Here is a 22498-nt window from a genome sequence, read left to right on the forward strand (position 1 = left end):
TGCGCAATAAAATCAATTGTAGACAGCGATATGGCTGGCAATGGGTCTATCGGTCGATTTTTGACAGCAAGTCTCGGGCCATAACGCGTAACGCTTTTGTGGGAGCCCGCTCCGCGGGCGAATGGTCTCGGAGCCATGCCGAATCGCCCGGAGACCGGTCTCCCCTGACCGATATTGTCAGTCCGGATGCCGGGCAATGTTATTGTGAATCCGCGGCCGATTCCGGATCCTTCAGTCCTGAACAATAATGACAACGACTGACTGGAGCTCGCGCCGAAACGTGGGCCTGGGTGACGAGATGCTACAGGTTTCTTCCCTTCGCGGCGGCTGCTTCGGCCTGCTGCTCGGCCTGACGGCCGGGCTCGCCAGCGGCAGCCCGGCCGCGGCAACGTTCGACCGGTTGCAGGAGCCGGCCCTGATCAGCGGGCGCGCGACCGAAGCGCTGCTGCTCGACATCGTCCGCGCCGGCGAGCGGCTGGTGACGGTGGGTGAGCAGGGCACGGTGTTGTTGTCGGATGACCGCGGACGCAACTGGCGCCAGGCCCGGGTGCCCGTCAGCACGCTGCTGACGGCGGTCGCCTTCGTCGATGCCGATCTGGGCTGGGCGGTCGGCCACGACGGCACCGTATTGCACACCCGGGATGGGGGCGAGAACTGGACGCTGCAGCTCGAAGGCGATGCGATCAACCGGTCGCGGGTGGAGCAGCTCGAACGCGAGCTGGAGGCACTGCAGCAGAGGGCGACGGCGGACTCGACATTGCTCGAGGATGTCGAGTTTGCCCTCGAGGATGCCCGCTACGCCCTCGAAGAGGGACCCAGCACGCCGCTGCTGGATGTCTGGTTCCGCAATGCGCGCGAAGGTTTCGTGCTCGGCGCCTACGGGCAGCTGTTGCACACCCGCGATGGCGGGCAAAGCTGGCGCAGTCTCGGACATCGCCTGCCGAATCCCGACCGTTTCCATCTCAATGCGCTGCTGGCGACCTCCGGCGGCGATCTCTACATCGCCGGCGAAGCGGGGCTTCTGCTGCGCTCCCGCGATGGCGGCGAGCGCTGGGAGGCGCTGGCATCTCCCTACGAGGGCTCCTGGTTCGCGCTGGTCGAGCATCAGGGGCTCTACCTGATGGGGCTGCGTGGCCACCTCTACCACTCGGCGGCCGGCGACGACTGGGCGCCGGTCGACAGCGGTACCCGGGCCACCCTCAGCCAGGGGCTGGTCGCCGGTGAGCGCCTGATCCTGCTGGGGCAGGGCGGCGCGCTGCTGATCGGCGACAGCGTCCGCGGTTTCGAGCCGCTGGGTGGCCGGGGACGTCAGAGTCTCAGCGCCGGTCTCGTCACCGATCAGCGGCTGCTGCTCGTCGGCGAGAGCGGTATCCGCCGCCAGCCGCTGCCGGAGGGCCTTGCACCATGAAAAATCCGCTTCTGCCGCTGCTGGGTCTGGTCAAGCGCAGCGAAGGGCTGGTCGAGCGAGGCCTCTTCCAGCACCCTGGCGCCGTCTTCACGCTGTTTCTGCTGATGACGCTCTGGCTCGGCTGGCAGGCCAGCCAGATCCGCCCCGATGCCAGCTTCGTCAAGATGATTCCGACGGGGCACCCCTATGTCGAGAACTTCCTCGAGTATCGCGACGACCTCGCCGGGCTCGGCAACAGCCTGCGGGTCGCGGTGGCAGCCAGGAGGGCGACATCTTCAGCGCAGGCTACCAGGAGACGCTGCGCCGGGTCACCGACGAGTTGTTCTACCTGCCGGGTGTCGATCGTGCGGCGCTGACCTCGATCTGGACGCCGAACGTGCGCTGGACCGAGGTCACCGAAGAGGGTTTCGTCGGCGGTCCGGTGATTCCGGACGATTATGACGGTTCGGCGCAGGCGCTGGAGCAGCTGCGCATCAATATCCTGCGCTCCGGCCAGGTCGGCCGCCTGGTCGCCAATGATTTCGGCTCCGCCATCGTGCAGGTACCGCTGCTGGACGTCGATCCCGAAACCGGCGACAAGCTCGATTATCAGGCGTTGTCGCACAAGCTCGAGACCCGGGTGCGGGACCGGTACGAAAGCGACTCTATCCGCATCCATATCACCGGTTTCGCCAAGGTGGTCGGCGATCTGATCGACGGCGCCAGCGACGTGGCGCTGTTCTTCGCCGTTGCCTTCGCCGTGACGCTGGTACTGCTGTTCCTCGATTTCGGCAGCCTCGGCGGTACCCTGGTGCCGCTCGCCTGTTCGCTGGTCGCTGTGGTCTGGCAGCTTGGGCTGCTGCGCTGGCTCGGCTTCGGCCTCGATCCCTACTCGATGCTGGTGCCCTTTCTGGTGTTCGCCATCGCGGTCAGTCACGGCGTGCAGGTCGTCAACACCGTCGCCCAGGAAGCGGCTGCCGGTGCCGACAGCCCGCTGGCGGCACGCCGCGCCTTCCGTACGCTCTACATCCCGGGGCTGACCGCGCTGCTGTCCGACGGCATCGGTTTCGTCACCCTGATGGTGATACAGATCCAGGTGATCCAGGACCTGGCGCTGGCCGCCGCCATCGGCGTCGCCGTCATCATCCTCACCAACCTGCTGCTGTTGCCGCTGCTGATGTCACGGGTCGGGGTGGGGCCGGCGGCGATCGAACGGGCGCGACGTGCCCGGAGCGTTAGCGCGTCGCGCTGGCGTCTGCTCACCTTCTTCGCCCGTCCCCGCGGCGCCCTGCTGGCCCTGGCCGTTGCCCTGGCACTGGCGGTGCTGGGCGTGCAGCAGACCCAGGCGCTGAAGATCGGCGACCTGGATGCCGGTGCGCCGGAACTGCGCAAGGATTCGCGCTACAACCGCGACAACGCCTTCATCACTTCGAACTATTCGACCTCGAGTGACGCCTTCGTGGTCATGGTGACGACGGAGGCGGAGCAGTGTTCGCGTTTTGCCACCCTGGGGCTCGTCGACCGCTTCCAGCACTACCTGACCGGCGTGCCCGGCATCCAGTCGAGCCTGTCGCTGGCCGATGTCGCCGAGCGGGTCACGGCCGGGCTCAACGAGGGCAGCCTGAAATGGCGCTCGGTCAGCCGCAACCAGTACGTCATCAACGCCTCCCTGGCCTATGTGCCCGGCGGGCTGATGAACGGCGACTGCTCGCTGTTGCCGGTGATACTGTTTCTCGACGACCACCGGGCCGAGACGCTGCAGCGGGTGAGCGCGGCGGTGGCGGCTTTCGCGGACGCGCACGACAGCGACAGCGTGCAGTTCCGCATGGCGGCGGGCAATGCCGGCGTCGAGGCGGCGACCAATGAGGTGATTGGGGTTGCCCAGTACGAGATGCTGTTCTGGGTCTATGGCGTGGTCAGCCTGCTCTGCCTGCTGACCTTCCGCTCGCTGCGCACCGTGCTCTGCATCATTCTGCCGCTGGCCCTGACCTCGCTGCTGTGCCAGGCACTGATGGCGCGCCTCGGAATCGGCGTCAAGGTGGCGACGCTGCCGGTGATCGCCCTCGGCGTCGGTATCGGCGTCGACTACGGTATCTACATCTACAGCCGTCTCAACGGCTATCTGCAGCAGGGCCTGGCACTGCCGGACGCCTACCTGGCGACGCTGCGCACCACCGGCAAGTCGGTGGCCTTCACCGGCCTGACCCTGGCGATCGGGGTGGTGCTCTGGGTGCTGTCGCCGATCCGCTTCCAGGCCGACATGGGCATTCTGCTGACCTTCATGTTCCTCTGGAACATGCTCGGCGCGCTTATCCTGCTGCCGGCACTGTCCTGTCTGCTGTACCGGCATGGGCCCGGTACGGTGGTGCAACCGGCCTCGGAGCAAGCGGTGTCCAGGGTTTCGTGAGGCGTAAAGGGTGGCGGGTTACGTGTAACGCGTAACGCTGTTTGTGGGGCTTATGACCGTAATTGTCATCTATCCTTCATGGCATGGCTGCTATTAATACGGACCCTCTGTGACGGGTGAAAATTTTTGTCACTCATATTGGTAACTTTTGTTATTGGTCTGCTCCGGGGCATGAGCGATGCTGTAGTCATCGGCGGACGGAACGCCAAGATCCATCCCCGGACCTGGTTTCGCAAACTTTTGAGGACAACGAAAGATGGCAGAGTACAAGGCTCCATTACGCGACATCCACTTTGTGCTGAACGAACTGCTGGACGCCGAACGCCACTACCAGGGTCTGGTCGGGGCCGAGGATGCGACGCCGGACATGCTCGCGGCCATCATCGACGAGGGCGCCAAGTTTGCCGAGCGCGTGCTGTCGCCGCTGAACCAGAGTGGCGACCGCGAAGGCTGCCGTTTCGAGGACGGCGAGGTGAGCACGCCGGAAGGCTTCAGCGAGGCCTATCGGCAGTTCGTCGCCGGCGGCTGGCCGTCCTTGGCTCATGAGCCGGCGTGGGGCGGTCAGGGTCTGCCGGAGTCGGTCGGCATGGTGATCAGCGAACTGACCGGCAGTGCGAACTGGGCCTGGAGCATGTATCCGGGACTGAGCCACGGCGCCATGAACACTCTCGAGGCACACGGCACCGACGAACAGAAGCAGGTTTACCTGACCAAACTGGTCAGCGGCGAATGGACCGGCACCATGTGTCTGACCGAGCCCCATTGCGGCACGGACCTCGGGCTGCTGCGGACCCGGGCGGAGCCCGCCGGCGATGGCAGCTATCTGATCAGCGGCACCAAGATCTTCATCTCCGCCGGCGAGCACGACATGGCCGACAACATCGTCCATATCGTGCTGGCGCGGCTGCCCGATGCGCCGGCCGGTACCAAGGGGATCTCGCTGTTCGTGGTGCCCAAGTTCCTGCCCGACGCCGCAGGCGGCTGTGGCGAACGCAACAGCCTCGGTTGCGGTTCGATCGAACACAAGATGGGCATTCACGGCAACGCCACCTGCGTGATGAATTTCGACGGCGCCCGGGGATTCCTGATCGGCCCTGCGAACAAGGGCCTGAACTGCATGTTCACCTTCATGAACACTGCACGCCTGGGCACGGCGTTGCAGGGCCTGGCCCATGCCGAGTGGGGCTTCCAGAACTCCCTGGCCTATGCCCGCGAGCGGCTGCAGATGCGGGCGCTAACCGGCGCGAAGAATCCTCAGGACGCGGCCGACCCGATCATCGTCCACCCGGCTGTACGCAACATGCTGCTGACGCAGAAGGCCTTCGCCGAAGGCGGGCGGGCGCTGATCCATTACTGTGCCCAGCTGGCGGACCAGGTCAAGCAGGGGGCCGACCCTGAGCAACGTCAGGAAGCCGATGCGTTGCTGGCGTTCCTGACCCCGATCGCCAAGGCATTCCTGACCGAGGTCGGTTTCGAATCGGCCAACCAGGGCCTGCAGGTGTTCGGCGGCCACGGCTATATCTCGGAATGGGGCATGGAACAGAACCTGCGCGACTGCCGCATCTCGATGCTGTACGAAGGCACCACCCAGATACAGGCCCTGGACCTGCTCGGGCGCAAGGTGCTGATGACCCGGGGCGAGTCGCTCAAGCGCTTCACCCGGATCGTCCACGCATTCTGTGAATCGGCAGAAGAGGAGGGGGCCATCCGCGCCTTCGTCCGGCCGTTGCAGCGGCTCAACCGCGAATGGGGCGACCTGACCACGAACCTGGGCATGAAGGCGATGCAGGATCGGGAGGAGGTCGGCGCGGCCGCCCAGGACTACCTGATGTATTCCGGCTACGTGGTGCTGGCCTATTTCTGGGCCCGCATGGCCCGGGTCGCCGAGGAGAAGCTCGCCCAGGGCTCGGACGACGCCGACTTCTACCGCGCCAAGCTGCAGTGCGCCCGTTTCTATTTCGAGCGCCTGCTGCCGCGCACCCTGACCCTGAGCGAGACCATGCTGTCCGGTGCCGACAACCTGATGGACCTGGATGCCGATCATTTCGCCTTCTGACCGGGGACACTGTTCGGCTTCAGGCGCCTTCGCGGGCTAGAATAAATCCAACAAAAACGACACTGGGGCACATTCGATGGACAAGGATCAGCCAAGGGGCAGTATGATACCGGAAGCCCTGAACCGGCGCGGCTACAACACTATTCTGGATCTGGTCGCGCGTGTATGCACGGATCATGCGGACAGGCCGGCGTTCACCAGCTTCGGGCGCACCCTGAGTTTCGGCGAGCTGGACCGGCTGGCGGACGCCTTTGCGGTCTACCTGCAGCGCAATACCGATCTCGAACCGGGCGACCGCATAGCGGTGCAGTTGCCGAATATCGTCCAGTATCCGGTGGTGCTGTTCGGCGCCCTGCGCGCCGGGCTGGTGGTGGTCAACACCAATCCGCTCTACACGCCGCGGGAGATGGAGCACCAGTTCCGCGATTCCGGCGCCAAGGCGCTGGTGATTCACAAGAGCATGGCGCACAACGCCGAAAAGATCATCGGCAACACCGAGGTGCGCCACGTCATCCTGACCCAGATCGGCGACCTGCACGGCTGCGTCAAGCGCACGCTGCTCAACGCAGCGATCAAGTACCTGAAGAAGATGGAACCGCCTTTCCATCTGCCCGAGGCCGTTTCGCTGCGCGATGCACTGGAGTCGGGGCTCGGCCAGAAGCCGCAGCCGGCACCGCGCACCACCAGCGATATCGCCGTACTGCAGTACACCGGCGGTACCACCGGCATCGCCAAGGGGGCGGTGCTGACCCATGGCAACCTGGTCTCCAACATGCTCCAGGGCTGCAAGCTGATCAGCCAGGCGGCTCCGGGCTGGAGCGACACCACCGTCGCGCCGCTGCCGCTCTACCATATCTACGCCTTCACGCTGTCGCTGATCGTGATGGAAAACGGCGGCCACACGGTGCTAATCCCGAATCCGCGGGATATCCCCGCTTTTATCCGCGACCTCAAGGGGCTCAGGGTTTCGTGCTTCATCGGCCTCAATACCCTCTTCGTCGCGCTCTGCAACCGGGAGGCGTTCCGCGAGCTTGATTTCAGCAACCTCAAGGTCACCATCTCCGGCGGCATGGCGCTGACCCACGATGCCGCCGACCGCTGGCAGGAGGTGACCGGGTGCGAAATCATGGAGGGCTACGGTCTCACCGAGACCTCGCCGGCGGTGGCCATCAACCCGCCCGGCGGCGTGCGCATTGGCACCATCGGCCTGCCGTTGGCGGAAACCGAGATCCGCATCATCGATTCCGATGGCGCAGACGTCGAACCCGGTACGCCCGGGGAGCTCTGCGTCCGCGGTCCCCAGGTGATGGTGGGCTACTGGCATCTCGAGCGGGATACGGCCCTGGCCTTCACCGACGACGGCTACTTCATGACCGGCGACGTGGCGATGCAGGACGAGGATGGCTATCTGCGCATCGTCGACCGCGCCAAGGACCTGATCATCGTCTCGGGCTTCAATGTCTATCCCAACGAAGTCGAGGATGCCGTCTGTTCCCATCCGGATGTCGTCGAATGCGCGGCCGTCGGTGTACCGGATACGAAAAGCGGCGAAGCCATCAAGCTGTTTGTCGTCAGCCGCAATGACCAGCTCGGCGTCGAAGACATCCGGCAGTGGTGCCAGGAGCAATTGACCCGCTACAAGGTTCCCAAGGTGATCGAGTTCACCGACGAGCTGCCCAAGTCGAATGTCGGCAAGGTGCTGCGGCGCAAGCTGCGGGACGCCGAACGCGACGCCGAGGTCGCCTGAACCGCAGGTGGGTCTGAGCCCGCAGGGCGAAGCCCAGCAACAGGCGCTACAGGCTATAAGCCGCGAGCCGCAAGTGGTACCTGCTGTTAAATAGAGGAGTGTTCGATGAGTTTGCCCCAAGCATTCGAAGGGCGGTTGAGCCTGCCGCTGATTTCGGCACCGATGTTTCTGGTGTCGGGGCCGCAGCTGGTGATCGAGGCCTGCAAGGCCGGAGTGGTCGGTACCTTTCCCGCGCTCAATCAGCGCAGCAGTGAAGGCTTCGAACAGTGGCTGCAAGAGATCGCGGCGGCGCTGGCAACCGGCGAACGGGTCAGCGGCGTCCCTGCCGCGCCCTTCGGTGTCAACCTGATTGTTCATAAGAGCAATCCGCGACTGCACGCCGATCTCGCGCTGTGCGTAAAACATCGGGTGCCGCTGGTGATAACGTCGCTCGGCGCGGTCAAAGAGGTTGTGGATGCCGTGCACGACTATGGTGGCCTGGTGTTTCATGACGTCACCAACGTGCGGCATGCGAAGAAGGCGGTGGAGGCCGGCGTTGATGGCCTGATCGCCGTCTGTGCCGGCGCCGGGGGGCATGCCGGCACCCTGAGCCCCTTCGCCTTGGTCAACGAGATCCGTCGGTTTTTCAATGGCACCCTGATCCTGTCGGGATGCCTGTCCAGCGGCCGTGATCTGGCGGCGGCGCGGATGATGGGCGCCGACCTGGGCTACATGGGCACACGTTTTATCAACACCCGTGAGAGCCTGGCCGTAGACGGCTACAAGGACATGATCCTGTCGAGCAGTGCCGCCGATATCGTCTACACCCCGAAAGTTTCGGGCATCCCGGCCAGCTTCATGCGCCAGAGCCTGGAGGCGGCGGGACTCGACGACCGGCATGGCGAAGGCGGACTAAACTTGAATGACGAGGCCAGGGCCTGGAAGACGGTCTGGTCGGCCGGCCAGGGCGTCGGTTCCATCAGCGATGTGCCCGCCGTGGCCGAACTGGTGTCGCGTCTCAAGGCTGAATTCCATCAGGCCGCGGAGCAGTTCGCTGCCTCCGCGGTCCGGTATCAGGATTGACGGAGGTTTATGATGTCTGAACTCCTTACTCAACGATATGACAACGGTGTACTGGGACTGACACTGAACCGACCCGAGAAGAAAAACGCCCTCAACCGGGCAATGTACCTGTCGCTGACGGAGCTGCTGCAGCAGGCGGACAGGGATTCCGGGATTCGGGTTGTGGTGCTGAGCGGTGCCGGCGACAGCTTCTGTGCTGGCAACGATCTCGCCGATTTCATCGCCAGCGGCGGCGATGCCGAAAACGCCCGGGTACCCTTGCGGCTGCTGCAGACCCTGGCGGCCTTCAGCAAGCCGCTGATCGCCTCGGCCCAGGGACACGCGGTCGGCATTGGCACCACCCTGCTGCTGCACTGTGACCTGGTGTACGGCGCCGAGGACCTGCGTCTGCAGCTGCCGTTCGCCCGTCTGGGGCTGGTGCCGGAGGGCGGCAGCAGCCTGTTGCTGCCGCAGCTGGCCGGCCATCGCCAGGCCTTCGAGCTGCTGGTACTGGGTGAGCCCTTCGACGCCGTACGCGGGCGCGAGATCGGCCTGGTCAATGAAGTGCTGCCGGGCGAGAAACTGCAGTCGCGGTCGCTCGAGCAGGCGCAGACGCTGGCATCGCTGTCGTCCGAGGCCGTGCGCCAGAGCAAGCAGATGCTGCGCGCCCATCAGCAGGACCTGTTGCAGCAGGTGCTGGTCGAGGAGGTCGACGCTTTCCGCGAGCGCCTCGCCTCGGAGGAAGCCCGATCTGCACTCGAGTCGGCACTGCGACGCAGCTGAGTCGGGTGGAAATCGAGTCAATGGCGGGCCGGCATATGCCGGCCCGGCTTTATCGCATGGCCGCACAAGCTGCGGCCGTGCAACTGACTTTCGATCATCCATACTTCAGGATGGATGCTGCCCCGGTTCTGTTTGGATGTGGACGGAATCGTTATCTTCTTTTGTTAATTTTATTTATTTAACTGCATGAAAAATAAGACATAAAAAATAATAGATATTTTATGTCACTAATATGGGATGTTTTTGTTATTGCTGCCAACAGTGGCTTGGCTAGTATGGGTGCAGCAGCCAGCAATTGAATTAGCCACCGGGCCACAGGCCTGAATAGAGTAGCCGGAGGCTATCCGGCCGGGGAAACAAGATGGTGTATGCAGGACAGGCGGTCAGCGTACGGGACGCCGGCGACGGTATCTGCGAGGTGGTATTCGACCTCGCCGGCGAGTCGGTCAACAAGTTCAATCAGGCCACCCTGAAGGAATTGCGCGAAGCCATTACGGCGATCGAGGCACAGGAGGGCGTCAGGGGGTGCTGTTTTCGAGCGCCAAGGAGGTGTTCGTCGTCGGTGCCGATATTACCGAATTCGGTTCCCTGTTCGAGCACAGCGAGGAGGAGATCCGCGCGGCGATTCTCGAAATGACACAGATCTTCAATGCGGTCGAGGACCTGCCGGTGCCGACGGTTACGGCGATCAATGGTGTGGCGCTCGGCGGCGGATTCGAGCTCTGCCTGGCGACCGATTACCGGGTCATGGGCGCGGGCGCGAAGGTCGGCCTGCCCGAGGTCAAGCTTGGTCTCTATCCCGGTTGGGGCGGTACCCTGCGACTGTCGCGCCTGATCGGCATCGACAATGCCAACGAGTGGATCTGCGGTGGCGACGAGAAAAAGGCCGCAGCGGCGCTGAAGGATGGCGCCGTCGATGCGGTGGTGGCGCCGGAGATGCTGCGGGACGCGGGACTGCACCTGCTGCGTCAGTGCATCGACGGCAAGTTCGACTACCGGGCGCGCCGTAGCGAGAAGCAGGCACCGGTCAGGCTCGGGCAGATCGAGCAACTGATGGCGTTCGAGTCCGCCAGGGGGTGGTCGGCGCCAAGGCCGGCCCTCACTATCCGGCACCCCGGCCGCAATCAAGACCCTGCAGAAGCATGCGGCGCTCGGCCGTGACGAGGCGCTGCAGGTCGAGGCGGCGGGTTTTGCCAAACTGGCGAAGACCGATGTTTCCCGGGCCCTGGTCGGCATCTTCATGAAGGATCAGGCGGTCAAGAAGGCCGCCAGGGCCCATGCGAAGGGCGCGGAGCCGGTGCGGCAGGCAGCGGTGCTGGGCGCCGGCATCATGGGCGGCGGCATCGCCTATCAGTCCGCGTCGCGCGGCACCCCGATCCTGATGAAGGACATCAGGGAGGAGGCGCTGCAACTGGGTCTCGATGAAGCCACCAAGCTGCTTGGCGGTCAGATCAAGCGTGGTCGGCTCGATGCCGCCGGCATGGCCAAAACCCTGACCCGGATACGCCCGACGCTGAACTACGGCGATTTCGGCGAGGTCGACCTGGTGGTCGAGGCCGTGGTCGAGAATCCGAAGGTCAAGCAACAGGTGCTGGCCGAGGTCGAGCAGCATCTGCAAACGGGGGCCGTGCTGGCGTCGAACACCTCGACCATCTCGATCACCGAACTGGCGAAGGCGCTGAAAAAGCCGGAAAACTTCTGCGGCATGCACTTCTTCAATCCGGTGCACCGGATGCCGCTGGTGGAGGTCATCCGCGGCGAGAAAACCGCCGATGCCGCCATCGCCCGTACTGTCGCCTACGCCCAGGCAATGGGCAAGACCCCGATCGTGGTCAACGACTGCCCGGGTTTCCTGATAAACCGCATCCTCTTTCCCTACTTTTCAGGTTTCAATCTGCTGCTGCGTGACGGCGCGGATTTTCGCCAGGTCGACAAAGTCATGGAAGGCTTCGGCTGGCCGATGGGGCCGGCTTACCTGCTTGACGTGGTCGGTATCGACACCGGCTACCATGCCAACGAGGTGATGGCGGCCGGCTTCCCGGACCGGATGAAACACGACGGCGAGAATGCACTGGACCGGATGTTCAGTCTCGGACGCTACGGTCAGAAGAGCGGCAAGGGCTTCTACGCCTACGAGCCGGACCGCAAGGGCAAGCCGAAGAAGCGGGTCGACGAAGAGGTCTTCGAACTGCTCGGCGATGTGCTGGGCCAGACGCGGGACTTCGGCGACCAGGAGATCGTCGAGCGGATGATGATACCGCTCCTGATCGAGACGGTGCGCTGCCTCGAGGATGGTATCGTCGCCTCGCCGGCCGAAGCCGACATGGGGCTGGTATACGGCATCGGCTTCCCGCCGTTCCGCGGCGGCGCCCTCTACTACCTCGACCAGCTGGGGCTCGACCGCTTCTGCGGGATGGCTGAAGGTTATGCCGGTCTTGGGCCACTGTACCGGCCGACCGAACGGATGAAGCAGATGGCCGCCAACGGCGAAACCTATTACGGCTGAGCGGGGAGGAAAACGCAATGAGCCTTAAACCGAATGATGTGGTGATCGTCGATGGCGTGCGCTCCCCGATGGGACGTTCCAGGAACGGTGTCTTTCGCAATGTGCGGGCCGAGAACCTCTCGGCTGCGGTCATGCAGGGGCTGCTGGCGCGCCATCCCCAGGTGGATCCGACCGAGTTCGAGGATGTGATCTGGGGCTGCGTCAACCAGACCCTGGAACAGGGTTTCAATATCGCCCGCAATGCGGCATTGCTGGCCGGCATTCCCCATACCGTGGCGGCGCAGACCGTCAACCGTCTCTGCGGTTCGTCGATGGCCGCGCTGCACAGCGCCGCCCAGGCGATCCAGACCGGCAACGGCGACAGCTTCCTGGTCGGCGGCGTGGAGCATATGGGGCACGTGCCGATGACCCACGGCGTCGACGTCAACCCGGCGATGTCCAAGCATGCCGCCAAAGCCGCGATGATGATGGGCGTGACCGCCGAGATGCTGGCCAAGATGAACGGCATCGGCCGCGAACACCAGGACGCCTTCGGCGCCCGTTCCCAGCAACGTGCCCATGCGGCGACAGTCGAGGGGCGTTTCGCCAACGAGATCGTGCCGGTCGAGGGGCATGACGAAAACGGCTTCAAGGTGCTGCAGGAAATCGACGAGGTGATCCGTCCGGACACCACCCTGGAGTCCCTGAGCCAGTTGCCGCCGGTCTTCGTACCCAAGGTCGGCACCGTCACGGCCGGCACCTCTTCGGCGCTGTCCGACGGCGCCAGCGCAATGCTGGTGATGTCCGCCAGCCGTGCCCAGGGTCTGGGTCTGAAGCCCCGCGCCCGTATCGTCAGCATGGGCGTGGCGGGTTGCGAGCCCTCGATCATGGGCTATGGCCCGGTTCCGGCGACACAGAAGGCGCTGAAGCGGGCGGGCCTGCGCATTGACGATCTCGATTGCATCGAACTCAACGAAGCCTTCGCGGCCCAGGCTCTGGCGGTGCTCGGCGGTCTGCGTCTGAGCGACAAGATCGATCAGAAGGTCAACCTCAACGGCGGTGCCATCGCCCTGGGCCATCCGTTGGGCTGCTCCGGTACCCGTATCACCACCACGCTGCTGAACGTGCTGGAACAGCGCAACGGCACCCTGGGGCTGGCCACCATGTGTATCGGCATGGGACAGGGTATCGCCACGGTGATCGAACGCCTGAACTGATTCAACCGGGTCCAGCGAGCAAAGGCCCCGATGGCCTGGATCATCGGGGCCTTTTGTACAGGGAGGTACTTATCCTGCGAATACAGGGACGTATAGGAACAGGGTTTTGTTTAAGGGTGACAGGTGACGCGTAATGCTTAACCTCTCAGCCTCACGCCTCACGCCTCACGCTTGACCCGGCCGGAGTGATTTCGATGACACGTTGCCGGGCTGCACTAAGTTTTTATTCTTTGAGGCTTCCTGTTAAGTTTCCTTGATCAAATCCGGTTTCGATTTGGAATCGGTTGCAAATGGCTGAAGCAGTACGGCTGAGACCGGAGCAGGACATGCGCCTGCCTGATGCGCTGGAAGATGACACCGATGATTGATCAGGACGAACGTATCGAGCGCCTGTTGCGCGAGGGCAAGCTGACGCCGGCGGAAGCCGAGCGGCTGCGCACGGCCTGCGCCCGGAATCCGGACGAGGATGGCCTTGAAAGGCGCATCGCGCTCAACCGCATCCGCTACGGGCCCCTGATCGCCTCCGGATTGCTGATGCTGCTGGTGGTCGCGGTGCTCTGGTGGCTGCCGGGCGGCGACCCGGATCAGACCCTGTCCGGTGTCAGTCAGGCACCCGCCGGCAAGGGCACGATCGACCTCGGCCAACTCGATGATGAGAGGAATCTGACCATGCAACGATCGGTGACGCTGTCCTATCTGACCTTCGGCCTGGTGGTGCTGGCACTGGTCATGGGCCTGCTGGCCTGGCTCTACAACGGACTGGTGAGCGCGCGGGAGCAGGTCAATGCCGGCTGGGCGCAGGTCGAGAACCAGTACCAGCGCCGGCTCGATCTGGTGCCGTTGCTGATCGACAGCGTCGAGGCCTACATGGAGCACGAGCGCGAGACACTGACGGCGCTGACCGAGGCCCGCGCCCGGGCGCTGTTGTCGCTGCAGTCAACCGCCGGCACCCTTCCGGACCCGGCACAACTGCTGGCCGTTCAGCAGGCCCAGGAGAGGTGCAGAGCGCGTTGTCGCGTCTGCTGGCGGTGGTGGAGAACTATCCCGATCTGAAGGCATCGCAGAACTTCCTGACTTTGCAGGACCAGATCGAGGGCACCGAAAACCGCATCGCCGTCGAGCGCCGCCAGTACAACGAGTTCGCGCGTCACTACAATACCCGGCTGCAGACCTTTCCGAGCAATCTGGTGGGGCACCTCGGCGGCTTCCGCTTCAAGCCCTATTTCGAGGCGCAGGACGACGTAGGGTGAAAGATTAATCGCTTTTTCCATCCCTGTGCCCATTAAGCCTCTCGCGGTCGGAGATACTTTTAGTTTCTACGTCGAAAAAGTTACTGCGGTGTATACCCACCGCTAACAGGCTAAGGGCCATCAGTGGATAGAGGTAACGTAACATGCCGGTGCGTGTTTCGCTTCCGATACCCAATCCATGCAACGAGATTAGTACCAGTGCCGGTAGCCAGGCAAGATGTAGCCAGCGGCGCCAGCCAGAGTTATAGCGCCATCTTGCAAGGCCGGCAACGCCGCCGAGCATAAGCAGCCACAATGCCATGGAACCAAAGGACAGATGGAGGTTGTAGTATCCCTCGCCGGGCAGGGGTAGCAGCAATGCCCATGCGGGTTTGCCGGTTCTTAGCGAAGCGGCCAGTACAAACAGCAGTGCATGGAGGCAAGCTGTTGTCAGAATCAGCAGCCCCAGTCGGCGGTGATTCAGGAGCCCGGGTCGCAACATCATCAGCGTTGGTGTTCGTTGCGCCAATGCGGTCAAGCATTGCAGCCAAAGCAACGACAACGTCACCAAAGCCATAAGCTTGGAGAGAATGTACAAGGCTTGCCCCGGCGGCAACTGGTATCGAAAGTAACTGAAGGGATTTCCTACCGAGTCAACCCACACCAATAGTGTTGGGAGGAGCACGCCACTCGCCAGCAACAAGACTGGATGACGCGAGAGACTCTGTTCCAGTTGTTTCAACATGGCCGGATCTCCTAGGGGGTAAGGCATCGATCGGGATCTTGCGCGCAGTCAGCAAGACGTTCAGAGGCCTCGGTTTCAGTCATCGACTTGGCGCCAGCAACGGGTAATCCGTTCGCCACCCAACCGCTGATACCATAGGGATTAAGTATGACGGAGTTGCGTACTCCCAGTTCTGCCAGGGTTCTGGCCATCTCAAATCCCCGGAAGTCCTTCACACAGTAACTCACGACATAGTCGGCCCCTGCCAACTGCTTCTCGATACCAGGCGCGGCGTCCCTTAGCGTGAGATTCACTGCGCCGGGGATATGACCCTCTGAAAACTCCTCCGGCTCGCGGACATCGATGAAAATAACTGTTTTCCCGCGATCCAGTTCTGCTAAAAGAGCGGCAATTGGCATCTCTCGGACAAGGTTCGGTTGGGCTGCAGTGACATCGAGCTGCGACGTACATTCGACTTCCAACCGGGCGGGTTGCGGCAAGGCATCGCTATGGTGATAGTCCGCAAGGTACTGATAAACCCGATCGAAATAAGCCATATAGCACTCCGGCGTGACCTGGTCGCGTCCATAAGTCTGCTGCAAACGCCGGAAACCCTGCTCGACAACGGAGGCTGTTGGATTGGAGGGGCTGGACCAGAAGTTCACTTCGATGGCGTGAACAAGGTCGGCTAGGTCCCTAATGATCGGGTCGTCGAGCTTGTGTTGCTCACGTATGACCTCGAATGTGGTCTTATCGGTCTGACGCTGGTACACAGCGCCCTTGGTATCGAAACTGACACCCGGCGGCAACGGTGCCTCCGGGGCGACAGCTCTTATTTCGGCATTGGTATCGACATGTCGCTTGAGTAGCCAGGCGGAAGCCCATTTATCGGGGCCCAGGCCATAGCGGGTGACGAAAACGGTCTTTGGCGCGGAATCGGCGGGTTTGCAACCCACTGCCAGAATTGTGCTTATCAGCAGTACGACACAAGTGGCCGCAGACAGGGAAAGTAGCGTCGTTCGGTTTAACGTGCTCATTCAGCACCGTCCCTTATCGTTTTGGTTTCGCACACAATGAGTTACTGCGGTCTTACGATCTTTATCTTGCGGCTGGCAACCCCGACCTGGCCAGTGAAGCTGGAAACGTTGGCGGTCAGGACATGCTCGCCCGGTGGAATCTGCTGCAGTTCCCATCGCCAGTTAAGCGGGAGATAGCCCCGTTCCGCTTCGGCGAAGAAGACATTGTCCAGAAAGAAAATGATCTCGAACTGATCCTGCAGCAGGTGATCAAGATCATCAGGATTCACGCTAATGTGGATATCGATGGCGTCTTGCACCTCCGGGACATCATCTTTCTCCACCCCGGATAGTTGAGGGAATGTCATATCGACCCGAGGTGAGCGGGCCCAGGCCGGCGGTACCAGGCCTTCGGGACGCAGTTCTAGCTCGGCGCCCGACCGGCGGGGGCGATCCGGTTTCTGGGCTCGACCCTGGGCACGGCCCAGCTTGTAGTCGCGATAAGTCTCCTCTTTGTTGCCATAGGTGATAACCGTCGCGTCGGGAAGCGTTACGTAGGTAATAAGCGCCGAGAAATCCTTGGCGCCGCGTAGCTTGTATCGGTTGTCTTCATCATAGCCATCCCAGTACTCGGTAATCTCACCGGCCACCCGTGGCTTCCAGTCCACCAGGGTTTTCAGCATGGGACCATTGTGGACGCCCAGGCGAATCAGGGTCCTTGCGGCAGCCGGCAGGTTGTACAGAACGGTACCGTCTTCATTGAACCGGGCTTCGGTGATATCCCCGACCACGCCGCCCGAATGAGTAGTGGGGTCATATAAAGCGCCGGTCGTTGTTTCAACGACAAAGGTATAGGCCTCATCAGGAACGACCTTGCTATCGATATCGAGACCATCCCACGAGATTTCCTGAGCGCCTGCGGCTTGTTCCACGCCCTCTAATACGGTGCTGACCAGACCACCGTCAGGATCATAAACCCGTACACTCACGGTGTCCGGCTGAGCCAGCGTATAGGTAAGGACAACCTGCTCGCCTAGACTGGGATTGAAAGCATTACTATTTATCGTTGTATCACTGATTGCTTGACTGGCCGATTCGGCTAACGCACCGCCGCTTAGCAACAGTCCCGTCAATAAACCTGTTATCCGTACTGCTGCCATCGTTTTCATTTCCAGTCCGCATCCCTTAATTGAATATCCGAATCTGCACCAAAGGGCTGAAAAGGCCGTAGGTTGGTACCGTCCGCATTGACCAGCCAGAGGCTGTATCGTCCATCCTTCTGCAGCGTGAACATGATGGACTCTCCATCGGGCGACCAGGCAGGCCAGGTTTTGCTTCCCGGTCCGGAGGTCACCTGCTGAAGGTTTTCACCATCACCGCCCACCCGCCAGATTTCGAATTGGCCGCTGCGGTTCGAGGCGAAAGCGAGTTCGTCACCCGAGGGGGACCAGTCCGGATGAATATCCTGATCCTGGCTTAAAAGCACCTGCCGTGCCTTTCCGGTTTCCAGGTTCATTACCCATAGGCTTTGAACAACTTGCACGCCGCCCTGATAGCGGTTTATTGTGCCTGATACAGTGTAGGCCAAATCGCGGCCATCACTAGTGATATCGGGGTAATCCAGGAGACCTGTTTGAGTGACTAAGGGTGTAATCTTTTCAGTTTTGATATCTGCAACAAAGATTTCCGAATCTTCCCCTTCAGACTCAGTGATATAGCGCGCAAAGACCAGATTTCCGGTGTCTGCCCACCATGTAGGTCTGGATCCATAGCCTTTAGGTATCTTAAGTTGGTCACATTCCTCACCAGATTGTGTGTTGCATAAATAAATCCCCCTGCCCGGGACTTCGAAGGCGATATCCCGCCCATTAGGAAACCGGGTAGCTGTGCTGCCGTCAGTAGTGCTAGGCATTTTAAAAAGCTTTGGGGTTGACTCAAGCTCGGATTGATAGTAGACAACCCATTTGTCTTGACTAAAACCGGAAAATGCTAGATCTCCATAGGTTGGTTCAGTTAACGCGAGCGTTATCATGAGAAAGAATATCGAGATAGCTTTCATAATCTACTCCGGTTAACCGTCGCTATTTATATTTTATATAACTCAAAGTCTAGCATGAATCCGACTCTACCTATTAAGAATGTTAAATAATTAATGTGTTGCTTAATTATAATAACTTTAAGTGTTTTGATTATTTTGAAAGCACGCGTTGAAAGTGTATTAGTTCTTAGATAAAAAGAATAAATCATCCAGTAAAATCGTTCATTTGCTTACATTCTATTTAATGTTGTTCAATTTGTGTGTCTGTCTTAAGTAATAGTCATAACCTCAATTAATTTATTTGTAGTAACATAAAGAACCAATAGTGAAAATAAGATGGACATTGTTAAGAATAGTAATGAGTTATTAGACATAACCCTCAATAAACTATTAGCAATTGCAATAATGGAAAACCCGACTGTAGCTGAGAATAAACCTAAGGCAAGAAACGATAAGATATCAAGCCATCGCGCTTCTCTTAACATAAATGTCAAAGCCTCTAGCCAATATATACCCATGAACAAGAAAACAAAAAAAACTGTGCCAATCCAGTTCTTAATCATATTGTATTTCATCTTATTTGATAGGCCTGACATCATAATAATCATGTATTCTTTCTAATTTATCAGCAAGGTTAAATGGCTGGACGTCATGAAAGAAGTGGCTTGGACAAAATGGCGGTCTAGGACAGGCCTTGAAATCTGCTGTGCCTCCTGCCGGAATACTCGTCATTAATTCTCTATTAGTATCATAAACGCATTGAGATGAATGACCTCCAGGTGTTGTTTTAGATCTTATCTCTAATGCTCCTCCTGGGTGAAGATGGTTTGCAGTTGTAGGTTTATTCCACTTTTCTGGGTCAAGACACATGTTTAAACTGGAAGGGCAGGAAGGTAGTTCCTTTCGCCAGTCCGTATTAGCACGCTCAAGCTTTAACCACTCATCAAACACCTGAGTATCAGTGTAGGTCTTACTCCAAGTATTACCAAAGTATTCAATTTTTTCTGGAGTGATTCCTTGTTTTCTGAGACTGGTGCTTGCATCAGATAATGTATATAACCCAAACGGATCAACATAGTTGAGCGGGTTGTTAAAAACATACGTGTAGGTATTTAGGCCTCCCCGTATCCCGATAGGATCACTCTGTATAAACCGCCCGATTGAAGGGTCATAGTATCTAGCTCGGTAATAATACAGATTGCTTTCCGGGTCTTGAATTCGACCGGTATAAGTAAATGGATTATCTATGATCTCACTAGTGTTGGTGTAGCTTCCGAAAGCTTTATAGTTATAGGTGTTGGTAGCAGTGGTCGAGTTATTTGTAAGAGCCGCAATAGAGCCTTGATGATCAGTGTGATAATAATACTGATTACCGTCGCGATTCATTACAAGTGGCTGATCAAGACTAGTGCCATAACTGTAACCTGCTCGTAACGCTTGATCACTGCTGAATTCAAATACAATATTTAGTCCATCATAGACAAACACACTACTACTATTGTTGAAAACTTTTGCAATCCGACGATTGAGTGCATCGTATCTGTAATTGACGTTGGAGCCATCTGGAAAACTGATAGCGATAAGCTGATTCTGAGCATCATAACTATAGTTGATTAGTTTCCCTGTAGTTTGATCAGTCTTCGTGAGCAAATTACCATTAGCATCGTAGATATAGGTGAAATTATTATCGCTTATAAGCTGGTTGGCAGCGTTATGACTATACGAATTTGAAAGGTGTGAACTAGTCCGGTTTCCTACGCCGTCATAATTGTAGAAGGCTGGTGCGGCGTTAGTGCCTGCCGAGGTTAGCTGTTGGATCGGATCGTAATCGAATGATCGCGTATCAGTATAGCCAATGATCTGTGTAATATTGCCTAATGCATTATAAAGGTAGTCGAAGCTAACGAGGTCGCTACTGCTGGTAGCATGGATAATGCTCTTTACCCGGCCAGCTAAATCATAAGTATTAGTCATCGTGACGCCATTGGGATAGCTGATTCCGGTTGGTCGACCAGCTGCATCGTAGTTCATGCTGAGTATTTCGTTTGCTGGCGTGAGGAGCTCCGTCAGCCGATCGGCGTCGTCGTAGCTATAGCTATGTGAACCGCCTTCGCTGTCAGTGAGGCTGTTACGACGTCCGATAGCGTCATAGCTGTAGCTCAGTGTTACCACTGGTTGCGTAGTTCCGCCCGTCTCCGCTGAGACGAGTCGGTTGGCCCGGTCATAAGTAAAGTTCAGTGTGCTATCACTATCGTTGGCCGTTGTCATATTACCAGCAGCGTCATAACCATAAATTAATGCATTGTCCGGAGTCGTCGCCGAGACCAATCGCCCCAATTCGTCATAGGCATAGTCTATCGTTTGCCCATTGGCATCGTGGGTCTGGATCAAATTGTCGCGGGTGTTATATGCATAGGTGATGGTCTCCCCTAACGGATTTAGGCGGCTGCTTCGTCGGCCGATGGAATCGTAGGTGTAGGTCGTGGTAGCGTTGTTGGCATTGGTCACGGTTAGCAGATTTCCGCCTGCATCGTAATTAAAACGAGTCGTAAATCCACGCGCATCCGTCGTAGCTATCAACTGGTCGGCAGCATCGTAGGAGTAAGTTGTAGTATTGTCGAGTGCATCAGTAACCGTAACAAGATTGCCGGTGGCGTCATAGGCAAGGGTCGTGGTGCCAGTTGCAGGATCAACAATAAGGCTCAGCTGGTTACGGGCATCATAGCTGCGGGTGACGGTTACACCGGTGGGGTCGACTGTCTGGAGGAGATTGCCGTTTGGATCATAGGCGAAGGTGGTGACTCCTCCCTCGCCATCAGTAACACTTGTTACCCTGTTGAGACCGTCGTACGAGAAAGTCGTGGTACGCTCGACCGGGCTAGTGGTACCTTCCGTCACCGTCAGGAGGTTACCGGCACCATCATAGGTGAAGGTGGTGACATCGCCTTCGGCATTGGTCAGTTGGGTAAGATCGCCGGAAGTATTGTAGTTAAAAGCCGCTGTGTTGCCGTTCGCATCGGTGAAACTCGTTATCAGGCCACGATCGTCATAGGTCATCGTTGCCTGATCGTTGAGCGGATTAATGGTGGTTACCGGATTGCCGCGACTGTCTAGAACAATGTTCGTGGCTTTGCCGTCACCGTCGATAATCTTTGTAAGGTGGCTGAACTTTGCATCATACTCAAAGGATATAGTGCGTTCGACCGGTGTGCCGGTCGCTTCCGTGAGTAAAATAAGATTGCCATCGGAGTCATAGTTCATCTGCCGCTCAACTCCACGGGCATTGACCATCCGTTTTAGCAGATCATCGTCGTTCCACTCCATTACAGTGGAACGATCAAGTGGGTCGGTGATATTGCTAGGGTTGCCACTCTCATTGAAGCCGTAATTAGAAACTAAAGACCGCTCATTGGTTACCTGGGTATTATTGCCTGATAAATAGTTAATTTTTAGGACGCTGCCGTCTGCATAGGTTTGTTGGATAACTCTATTCTGATTGTCATATTTATTGGTAACATGAGCATTACCGCGAGGGTCAGTGATCGTGACGAGCTTATTCTCGGTATTGTAAGAGTATTGCGTTATGCCATTTTCCGGATCATTCACAGAAGTAAGACTGCCGTTGGTGTCATAGTCGAACTTGTAGACTCGCCCCGCCGGATCAGTCACTGAAGCAATACGGCCATTGGCTCCTCGGGTGAAACTAATTATACGGCCGCCGGCACCAGTTGCCTTTGATATCACCCCTTCATTATCATAGCTAATGCTTAAAGTATTACCATTACTGTCAGTAATTGAGACTAATCGACCAGTGGTGTCAAACGTCTTATTATTGCCAAATTTGTCAACCAATTTAATCGAATTGTCAGTTTCTACAGAGACGCTGGCAAAAAGTCCTGCTGGTCGTTCAAAACCACCATCTGCATTGCGGCTAAAGCGTTTTCGTTGGCCTGTGCCCTTACGGCAAACTACATAGATATCGACGCCATCATTGGTTAGGACCGCCACCTCTGTTAAAGTCGTATGCCAACCATTACCAAAAGGACCACTGTAGCGGTCGCGACTCTGGTAGGTAAAATTCAAAGATAGATTTGGTCCTAAGTTCGAAACAGCAACATCGTGGTAAGTATTGAGATAGAAAAATTCGCCAGTTTGAAGGTTAACAGGATCTCCTCCACAAGCAGGATTATCTTTCTTTGTCGGTTGGTCTTTATCTGGTGGCGGCGGATTGTCCGGGTTAAAGACATCATGCCCCTGGTCCCAAGGATAGTGAAATGCATAGGCAGTCTTTGGCATTCCAAACCATCCAAAAAACAAAACACTGCAAACTGCCAATAAGAAGAATAGTCGTAACCGTGCCTGCTTCAT

At 58.6% G+C, this 22498-nt stretch carries 13 protein-coding genes and 2 pseudogenes; 10 read left to right on the plus strand and 5 right to left on the minus strand.

The genetic code is table 11. The features are described 5' to 3' along the window. Nucleotides 1-298: 298 nt before the first annotated feature. From ACFQDL_RS15760 to ACFQDL_RS15800, 10 genes and pseudogenes are all read left to right on the plus strand, one after another. Entirely contained in the window at nt 299-1408 is a 1110-nt protein-coding gene (locus ACFQDL_RS15760; protein ID WP_379909876.1) for a WD40/YVTN/BNR-like repeat-containing protein, read from the plus strand. Further along, a complete protein-coding gene (locus tag ACFQDL_RS32970; RefSeq protein WP_465263963.1) occupies nt 1405-1764 on the plus strand; it encodes a hypothetical protein in 360 nt (119 codons plus the stop codon). Before ACFQDL_RS15760 ends, ACFQDL_RS32970 begins: the two co-directional genes overlap by 4 nt. Next, complete coding sequence (locus tag ACFQDL_RS15765) at nt 1728-3794, plus strand: efflux RND transporter permease subunit (RefSeq protein ID WP_465263964.1); 2067 nt, start codon at nt 1728-1730, stop codon at nt 3792-3794. Before ACFQDL_RS32970 ends, ACFQDL_RS15765 begins: the two co-directional genes overlap by 37 nt. A gap of 256 nt (nt 3795-4050) precedes the next feature. Continuing rightward, nucleotides 4051-5850, plus strand: coding sequence for an acyl-CoA dehydrogenase C-terminal domain-containing protein (locus ACFQDL_RS15770; RefSeq protein WP_379909877.1), 1800 nt, complete (start codon nt 4051-4053; stop codon nt 5848-5850). Between the two features lie 76 nt (nt 5851-5926). Beyond that, nucleotides 5927-7597, plus strand: coding sequence for an AMP-binding protein (locus tag ACFQDL_RS15775; protein ID WP_379909878.1), 1671 nt, complete (start codon nt 5927-5929; stop codon nt 7595-7597). Nucleotides 7598-7702: 105 nt separating this feature from the next. Then, nucleotides 7703-8659 (plus strand): NAD(P)H-dependent flavin oxidoreductase, encoded by a 957-nt coding sequence (locus ACFQDL_RS15780; protein WP_379909879.1) that lies wholly within the window; start codon nt 7703-7705, stop codon nt 8657-8659. Nucleotides 8660-8671: 12 nt separating this feature from the next. Then, nucleotides 8672-9421 carry an enoyl-CoA hydratase-related protein gene (locus ACFQDL_RS15785; RefSeq protein WP_379909880.1) on the plus strand — a complete coding sequence of 250 codons (750 nt, stop codon included), beginning with the start codon at nt 8672-8674 and terminating at the stop codon, nt 9419-9421. Nucleotides 9422-9782: 361 nt separating this feature from the next. After that, a pseudogene (gene fadB, locus ACFQDL_RS15790) lies at nt 9783-11927 on the plus strand (fatty acid oxidation complex subunit alpha FadB). 17 nt (nt 11928-11944) lie between these two features. Continuing rightward, nucleotides 11945-13123 (plus strand): acetyl-CoA C-acyltransferase FadA, encoded by a 1179-nt coding sequence (gene fadA / locus ACFQDL_RS15795; protein ID WP_379909881.1) that lies wholly within the window; start codon nt 11945-11947, stop codon nt 13121-13123. 729 nt (nt 13124-13852) lie between these two features. Then, nucleotides 13853-14373 (plus strand): annotated as a pseudogene (locus ACFQDL_RS15800) (LemA family protein). A gap of 4 nt (nt 14374-14377) precedes the next feature. On the opposite strand, the gene ACFQDL_RS15805 reads toward ACFQDL_RS15800, so the two are convergent. The 5 genes from ACFQDL_RS15805 to ACFQDL_RS15825 form a co-directional block, all read right to left on the minus strand. Beyond that, complete coding sequence (locus ACFQDL_RS15805; protein WP_379909882.1) at nt 14378-15097, minus strand: hypothetical protein; 720 nt, start codon at nt 15095-15097, stop codon at nt 14378-14380. An 11-nt stretch (nt 15098-15108) separates the two neighbouring features. Continuing rightward, the gene (locus ACFQDL_RS15810) at nt 15109-16113 is read right to left on the minus strand and encodes a chromate resistance protein ChrB domain-containing protein (protein WP_379909883.1); all 1005 of its coding nucleotides are present in this window, start codon (nt 16111-16113) and stop codon (nt 15109-15111) included. Between the two features lie 41 nt (nt 16114-16154). Beyond that, nucleotides 16155-17252, minus strand: coding sequence for a flagellar hook assembly protein FlgD (locus ACFQDL_RS15815; protein ID WP_379909884.1), 1098 nt, complete (start codon nt 17250-17252; stop codon nt 16155-16157). 5 nt (nt 17253-17257) lie between these two features. Next, the gene (locus tag ACFQDL_RS15820; protein WP_379909885.1) at nt 17258-18151 is read right to left on the minus strand and encodes a TolB family protein; all 894 of its coding nucleotides are present in this window, start codon (nt 18149-18151) and stop codon (nt 17258-17260) included. Between the two features lie 555 nt (nt 18152-18706). Further along, nucleotides 18707-22498 (minus strand): RHS repeat-associated core domain-containing protein, encoded by a 3792-nt coding sequence (locus ACFQDL_RS15825; protein ID WP_379909886.1) that lies wholly within the window; start codon nt 22496-22498, stop codon nt 18707-18709.

The organism is Marinobacterium aestuariivivens, from assembly GCF_042661465.1.
In the GTDB taxonomy this organism is placed as follows: Bacteria; Pseudomonadota; Gammaproteobacteria; order Pseudomonadales; family Balneatricaceae; genus Marinobacterium_A; species Marinobacterium_A aestuariivivens.